Here is a 7458-nt window from a genome sequence, read left to right as displayed (position 1 = left end):
TATGGCAGCTTAATTAAAAAAGCTGATCTTTGGGGGAAAGGGGGAAGTATGCTCTTTTCTCCTCAAATTTTGTTGAGAGAGCCATAGAGATAAAAAACATAGGGGGTGTGAAGAAATGAATTCTCATTTCTTCACACCCCCCTGTTTTTTCCTAGTCTCGAGCCTTGAGATCCGAAACTTATCTCAGTCTGGGCTGCTTACTTACATTTTGCAAACGCCTGTTCCAGATCATCATGCAGGTCTTCTTTGTCTTCCAGGCCTACGGAGAATCGGAGCAGGGTGTGGGTGATACCCTTTTCTTCGGCTTCTTCCGGGGTCAGGTCCGCATGAGTCTGGGTGATGGGGTAGGTGAGCAGGCTTTCGGTGCCGCCCAGGCTTTCAGCGAACTGGATCAGCTGGATGCTTTCCAGGATGGTCTTTACATAGGTTTCCTTCTTCACATAGAAGGAAATCATGCCGCCGAAGCCGCTGGCCTGTTTTTTCTGGATATCATAGCCGGGATGTCCGGGCAGGCCCGGGTACAGCACTTTTTCCACGATGGGCTGCTTTTCCAGCCACTGGGCCAGATACAGGGCATTTTCCTGGTGCTGTTTCATGCGCACGGGCAGGGTCTTCAGACTGCGCAGTAGCAGCCAGCTGTCAAATACACTCAGCATGGCGCCGGTGGTCTTGTAGATGGCGCGCATCTGGTCGGCTACAGCCTGTTGCCGGCTGATTACGCAGCCGGCCAGCAGGTCGTTGTGACCGGACAGGTATTTGGTGGCACTGTGGAGCACGATATCCGCTCCCAGCGTCAGAGGCCGCTGGAAATAAGGGGAAAGGAACGTATTGTCCACGATTACCAGCAGGTCATGCTGATGGGCCAGGTCGCTGAGGGCCTTCAGGTCCGTGATCTCCATGGTGGGGTTTGTGGGAGTTTCCAGGTAGATGGCCTTTGTGTTGGGCTGGATGGCCTTTTCTACAGCTGTCAGGTCACTGGTATGTACTGCTGTGAACGTAAGGCCATAGGGTTCGTAGGTGTTCTCGAACAGCCGGAAAGAACCGCCGTACAGATCAAAACCGGTCACGATATGATCGCCGGATTTGAACAGGCGCATGACGGCGTCGATGGCAGCCATGCCGGAGGAAAAGCACAGGGCATCGACACCGGATTCCAGAGTGGAAAGGACTTTTTCCAGACGGGCATGGGTGGGGTTGGATTCCCGGGTGTAGGCCCAGCCGGTGGATTTCCCCAGACCGGGGTGGGCGAAGGTGGACGTCAGATACAGAGCAGGGGAAACGGCGCCAGTGGCATCATTGGGGCCGCTTCCGTGGATACAGGCAGTAGTGAATTTCATGATTTTTTCCTCCTTGGAGGGTGCTGGACACACCCAATATATACTATTGTAATAGACAATCGACTATCCTATACAATACTGTTTCCCAAGGGCGTTTGTCAAGAGGCGGGGAAGTGCATGGAGACAGGGAAAAGCCCTGCAAAGAGTTTTCTATTTGCCCGACCTGTGATATAATCTTTGAGTAAAACTGGTTTCAGCGGGTATTGACGGCCCGCTGGAATAGATTTTCGATAGGCGGTGAAAAAATGAGCGTTACAGTCAATGATGTAAAGCATATCGCGAATCTGTGCCGGTTAAATGTTCCGGACGATGAAATGGACAAGTTCGTTGAACAGTTCAACCAGATTTTGAATTATGCTGAAATCTTAAAGAAAGTGGATACCACGGGAATCGAACCTTCTCCTTATGTACTCCCCATCAGCAATGTGCTGCGGGAAGATGTTCCGGTCCAGAGTCTGTCCCATGAGGATGCCATGAAGAATGCACCGGAGGAATATGAAGGCGGCTTCAAAGTTCCCCGGGTGATCGAATAAGAGGAGGCAGAACAGTGGCACTGTATAGAGAAACTGCACATGAGCTCCACGATAAGCTGGTCAAGAAAGAAATCAGCTCCGTGGAACTGACAAAAGCGGTCTATGACCGGATCGATGAAGTAGAAGATCAGGTCAAGGCCTATATTACTCTGGACAAAGAAAACGCACTGGCCCAGGCTGCCAAAGTGGACAAGATGATCGCTGACGGCGAACCCATCAAACCCCTGGCCGGGATTCCCGGTGCCATCAAGGATAACATCAGTGTGAAGGGTGTGCGCATGACCTGCGCTTCCAAGATCCTGGAGAACTTCATGCCGGTGTACGATGCCCATGTCATCGAAAACCTGCGGAAAGATGAGGCCATTTTCCTGGGCAAGACCAATATGGATGAATTCGCCATGGGGTCCACCACGGAAACGTCCCGCTTCCAGATTACCCATAACCCCTGGAATCTGACCCGTGTACCGGGCGGTTCTTCCGGCGGCAGCGCTGCTTCCATCGCAGCCGGTGAAGCCATCTGGTCCCTGGGTTCTGATACGGGCGGTTCCATCCGGCAGCCGGCCTTCTTCAACGGCTGTGTCGGTTTGAAACCTACCTATGGCCGGGTTTCCCGGTATGGCTGCGTGGCTTTTGCCTCTTCCCTGGATCAGGTTGGTCCCATTGCCCGCGACGTGACGGATGCGGCTCTGGTACTGAACACCATCAGCGGGGTGGATGCTCATGATTCCACCAGCTATAATGCTCCTGTCCCTGATTATACCAAGTCTCTGCGCCAGGATGTGAAAGACCTGACCATCGGCCTGCCCAAGGAATACTTCGGCGAAGGCACGGATCCCAAAGTGGCTGCCCAGATCAAAATGGCTGCCAAGAAGTTCGAAGAACTGGGTGCCCATGTAATCGAAGTGTCCCTGCCCCATACGGAATATGCCGTCATCACTTATTACATCATTGCTCCGGCAGAAGCTTCCGCCAACCTGGGACGGTTTGACGGCGTACGGTATGGCTTCCGGGAAACCGCTGCTGAAAGCGCTCCGGAAATGATGCGCAAGACCCGTACAGAAGGCTTTGGCAAGGAAGTCCGCCGCCGGATCATGCTGGGGACCTACGTACTGAGTTCCGGTTACTATGATGCTTACTACAACAAAGCCATGCAGGTACGGACCTTGATCCGTCAGGACTTTGCTGACGCCTTCAAGAAGTGCGACCTGCTGCTGACTCCCACCTCTCCTGTGGTGGCTTATCCGCTGGATGCCAAGATGGATCCGCTGACGGTCTACATGCTGGACGTGACCACCATTCCGGTGAACATGGCCGGGCTGCCCGGGATTTCCATCCCCTGCGGTTTTGTAGACAACATGCCTGTGGGCGCCCAGCTCATCGGCAAGGCACTGGGCGAAGAAACCCTGCTGCGGGCTGCCTACACCTTTGAACAGGCTACGGATTTCCATAAAGCCGTGGCACCTCTGGGAGGGTTGAAATAATGACAGAATATACTACCGTAATCGGTCTGGAAGTCCATGCAGAACTGAAAACCAAGACGAAGGCTTTCTGCTCCTGCTCTACGGAATTCGGCGGTGCTCCCAACACCCACGTATGCCCGGTCTGCCTGGGTATGCCCGGGGCTCTGCCTGTAATCAACAAACAAATGGTGGAATATGCCCTGCGTTTCGCACTGGCTGTGAACTGCGAAATCCAGCGCTACAGCAAATTCGACCGGAAGAACTACTATTATCCGGATCTGGCCAAAGCCTACCAGATTTCTCAGTTCTATCAGCCCATTGCCCTGAAGGGCCATCTGGACGTGAACGTGGACGGGAAGACCAAACGGATCGGCATTACCCGGATCCATATGGAAGAAGATGCCGGGAAACTGGTGCATTCCGGTGCCTCCATCAGTACTTCCGACTTCTCCGCAGTAGACTACAACCGGGCGGGCGTTCCCCTGATCGAAATCGTATCCGAACCGGATATGCGTTCTGCGGCTGAAGCTCGTGCCTATATGGAAAAACTCCGTGCCTATCTGCAGTACACCGGTGTGTGCGACGGCAAGATGCAGGAAGGCTCCATGCGCTGCGATGCCAACATTTCCATTATGCCGGCAGGTGCCAAGGAATTCGGTACTCGTGCTGAAATCAAGAACCTGAATTCTTTCAAAGCCCTGGAACGGGCCATTGAATACGAAGTGGAACGGCAGAAGGAAATCCTGGAAGACGGCGGCCATGTGGTTCAGGAAACCCGTACCTGGGACGATGCCCAGGGCATGACCTTCTCCATGCGGAGCAAGGAAGAAGCCCATGACTACCGGTATTTCCCGGAACCCGACCTGGCTCCCATCATCATCGAAAAAGAATGGGTGGAAAAAGCCAAAAGCGAACTGCCGGAACTGCCGGATGCCCGGAAAGCCCGTCTGATGAACGAAAAAGGCTTGGACGACTACTCTGCTGAACTGATTGTAGCCGATAAGAAAATGGCCGAATACTTCGATGCCGCTGCAGCGGAAACCGAAGATGCCAAAGGCGTGGCCAACTGGATCCTGGGCGATGTGTCCGCTTACCTGAACAGCAACAACTGCGGCATCGGTGACTTCCCTGTTTCCCCGGCTCATCTGGGACAGATGGTTGCCCTGATCAAGAAGGGCGTGCTGTCCAGCAAGCTGGCCAAGAAGGTTTTTGCTGAAATGCTGAAGAAGGATGAAGATCCTGCTGCACTGGTGAAGAAACTGGGCCTGGAACAGGTCAGCGACGAAGGTGCCATCCAGAAGATGGTGGACGAAGTCATTGCCGCCAACCCGCAGTCTGTTGCGGACTATAAAGCCGGCAAGGATAAGGCCATCGGCTTCCTGGTAGGCCAGATCATGAAAAAATCCCGCGGCAAAGCCAACCCGGGCATGGTCAACAAACTGATCATCAAAACCATCAAAGGCGAATAAAATATCAGGGGGCTGTGAGCAATCACAGCTCCCTTTTCTGTTATAAAAAAATCACAGAACAGACCTCCTTTTTTCAGGGGAATTTGGTACAATAAGGCATTACGAAAGGAGGGATGGAGATGTTTCAGTCCATTATGAAAAACGGCCGGCTGTGGCGGTTCCTGCTGGTAGCATTCTTGCTGCCAGGGCTGTTTGCCGGTCAGTTCAACAATACCCTGCAGCATCGCACCAGCCGGATCCTGAGTCAGTACAGCCAGCCAGCTCCGCAGCTGGCCTTGCTCCAGTGGCCAGCAGATCTGCAGGCCGTGCGCTATGAACTGGAAATCTTCTCCCGCGTACCGGAAGAACTGGAACCCCAGCAGCCTGTGGAAGCTGCTGTTTACCGAAATGATGAACTCTATGGGAACCAGCTCCTGCTGAAGGAGAACCAGCTGCCTGATCTGGAGGGGAATCTGCCGCTTTTATGGCGGGTACGTCCCCTGGATATGGATGGAAATCCCATCGGTGCTTTTTCTCAGCCGGCTGAGCTGGCCTCTTCTCTGCAGCGGAATCAACGTTATGCTCCAGTGCCGAAACCGGTGGCACAGCCGGATAACGGTACCCGGCTGCTGTATCCGGTGTATTCCTATACGGCTCTGCCCGGAGCTGCCCTGTATGAAGTTGAAATCCTGGATGATATGCCCCAGCATCTGGACGGGATCCTGCCATCAGCCCATCGGGTCTATGCAGAGACCACCAGCCTGACGGATCTGTATGACAAACAGCCCCGGATCGGTACCTATTACTGGAGAGTTCGAGGTCTGGACAAGCGGGGCCTGCCCGTGGGTGAGTGGAGTCTGCCCCAGAAAGTTTCTCTGGATACGGATGAAGGAATCCAGGTAGGCGTCTACGGAGACAGCATTTCCCACGGGGGCGGGCACATGTCCTTCAGCCCTTCGGATACGGCCTACAGCTACAGCTCCTACATCCAGGTACCGGTGGTGAACCTGTCGGAAAGCGGAGACACCAGCGAAATGATGGTGAACCGGTTCCAAAAAGATGTACTGCCCTTCCATCTGAAGGTCCTGCTGATCATGGGCGGGACCAACAGCCTGCGGGACGGGGTTCCACCGGATGATGTCATCGCCGACCTGAAGAAGATGCAGAATCTGTGTCGGACAAATGGTATCACACCGGTGCTCATGACCTTGGCACCCATCAATCCGGCCAATATCCGGAAGGCTTTCGACGAGGATTCGGATCCCCATTGGCAGGAAGCTTTTGCCAAAGTGAATGCGTACATCCGCAGCCAGCCGCACATCGATGTGGCAGCTCCCTTCGAGGTCATGGCACCGGAACTCCCTGCGGAAATGGCTTTGGACGGACTCCATGGAGATGTTACAATGAAGCAGATGATGGGAGAGATTATCAATGGCCATTTGCAGGAATTCCTGTGAATCTTTACGATAATCAAAATGGGGTGTGAAAAACATTTTCCACACCCCATTTTTCAAAGACTTGAAAATGTCAGAAAGGAGATACCCATGGACAGCCAGCCTATCAAAGAGTACTGCCGCAGCCTGGGTCTGACGGCCGTGGGCATTGCTCCCAATCGGCTGACGGAGCCGGAACACCGGACGGATATCTGCCCCCTGGCTGCCGGAAAAGGTCCGGAGCGGTATGATCTGGCCGGGGTACTGCCCGGCTGCCGGGCGGCGGTGGTCATCCTGTTCCCTTATTACCAGCTGCCGGCGGAGGGAGCCAATCTGTCCCTGTACTGCCAGTTTCCCGATTACCATGGGATCATCCGGCAGTATCTGGAGAAAATTACCGCCTGGCTGAGACAGAACTGGCCTGAGAGCCATCAGGAAGCTGTCGTGGATACCTCGGTCCTGGCTGAACGGCAGCTGGCCGTAGAAGCTGGCCTGGGCTTCCAGGGGGATAACGGATGCCTGATCAACAAGACCTGGGGTTCCTGGTGTTTCATCGGAGCAGTGCTGACTACCCTGCCGCTGGAACCGGACCTGCCGGATACGGGAGAATGCTGCCACTGCGGCGCCTGTACCCGATGCTGCCCGGGGAAGTGTTTCAGCAGCGGAAGGTATGATTACAGAACCTGCAAATCCTACTTGACCCAGAAAAAGGGGGAGCTGACGCCGGAGGAAATCATCATCCTGCGGAAGACGCCCCTGGTGTTCGGCTGTGACGAATGCCAGCGCTGCTGCCCCTGCAATGCCCAGGTACCAGTGACTCCCGTTCCGGAATTCAAAAGGCGGCGCCAGTCCCGGCTGACTGTGCAGGAACTGGAGCCGCTGACCAACCGGCAGTTTAAAGAAAGATACGGAGAGCGGGCCTTTGCCTGGCGGGGAAAGAAACTCCTGCTGCGGAATCTGGCCCTGCTGGATGCGCGGGAGTGATAAGTAAGCGATAAGGAAATGGAATCAAGCACATCTTGACTTTGCTAAATAATTTGCAAAAATGAAATTGTATACAAGATACAAAAAATAATTGCGTATTTTCAGAATCATGCTATAATGAACTCGTAAGGGTTCAAAGATAAGAGTTTTAGGAAAGTTGAAAATTTTAGGAGGCGTTACAAATGAGTTTGTTCGAAATGGCAAAAATCCCTATGGAAAAAGCTAGCAAGCTGATGAATCTGGATCCCAACGCTGAGGCTGTC

At 53.8% G+C, this 7458-nt stretch carries 6 protein-coding genes; 5 read left to right on the top strand and 1 reads right to left on the bottom strand.

Translation table 11 applies throughout. The annotated features are described in order from the left end of the window. Positions 1-197: 197 nt before the first annotated feature. Positions 198-1337 (bottom strand): trans-sulfuration enzyme family protein, encoded by a 1140-nt coding sequence (locus ACR0QW_RS10290; RefSeq protein ID WP_432643558.1) that lies wholly within the window; start codon positions 1335-1337, stop codon positions 198-200. A 245-nt stretch (positions 1338-1582) separates the two neighbouring features. Between ACR0QW_RS10290 and gatC the strand changes: the two genes are divergently transcribed. The 5 genes from gatC to ACR0QW_RS10265 all read left to right on the top strand — a co-directional run bounded on the left by gatC (position 1583) and on the right by ACR0QW_RS10265 (position 7195). Continuing rightward, positions 1583-1870 (top strand): Asp-tRNA(Asn)/Glu-tRNA(Gln) amidotransferase subunit GatC, encoded by a 288-nt coding sequence (gatC, locus tag ACR0QW_RS10285; protein ID WP_071141828.1) that lies wholly within the window; start codon positions 1583-1585, stop codon positions 1868-1870. Positions 1871-1884: 14 nt separating this feature from the next. Next, on the top strand, positions 1885-3351 hold the full coding sequence (gene gatA, locus ACR0QW_RS10280) for an Asp-tRNA(Asn)/Glu-tRNA(Gln) amidotransferase subunit GatA (protein ID WP_432643557.1): 1467 nt from the start codon (positions 1885-1887) through the stop codon (positions 3349-3351). After that, positions 3351-4799, top strand: coding sequence for an Asp-tRNA(Asn)/Glu-tRNA(Gln) amidotransferase subunit GatB (gene gatB / locus ACR0QW_RS10275; protein WP_432643556.1), 1449 nt, complete (start codon positions 3351-3353; stop codon positions 4797-4799). Before gatA ends, gatB begins: the two co-directional genes overlap by 1 nt. A gap of 119 nt (positions 4800-4918) precedes the next feature. Then, positions 4919-6235 (top strand): GDSL-type esterase/lipase family protein, encoded by a 1317-nt coding sequence (locus ACR0QW_RS10270; RefSeq protein ID WP_432643555.1) that lies wholly within the window; start codon positions 4919-4921, stop codon positions 6233-6235. A gap of 87 nt (positions 6236-6322) precedes the next feature. Beyond that, positions 6323-7195 (top strand): epoxyqueuosine reductase, encoded by an 873-nt coding sequence (locus ACR0QW_RS10265; RefSeq protein ID WP_432643554.1) that lies wholly within the window; start codon positions 6323-6325, stop codon positions 7193-7195. Positions 7196-7458 lie beyond the last annotated feature (263 nt).

This window comes from Acidaminococcus sp. (genome assembly GCF_050873445.1).
Taxonomy (GTDB): Bacteria; Bacillota; Negativicutes; order Acidaminococcales; family Acidaminococcaceae; genus Acidaminococcus.
Note: the sequence above shows the minus strand (reverse complement) of the source record. Positions and strands in the feature narration are given on the sequence as shown.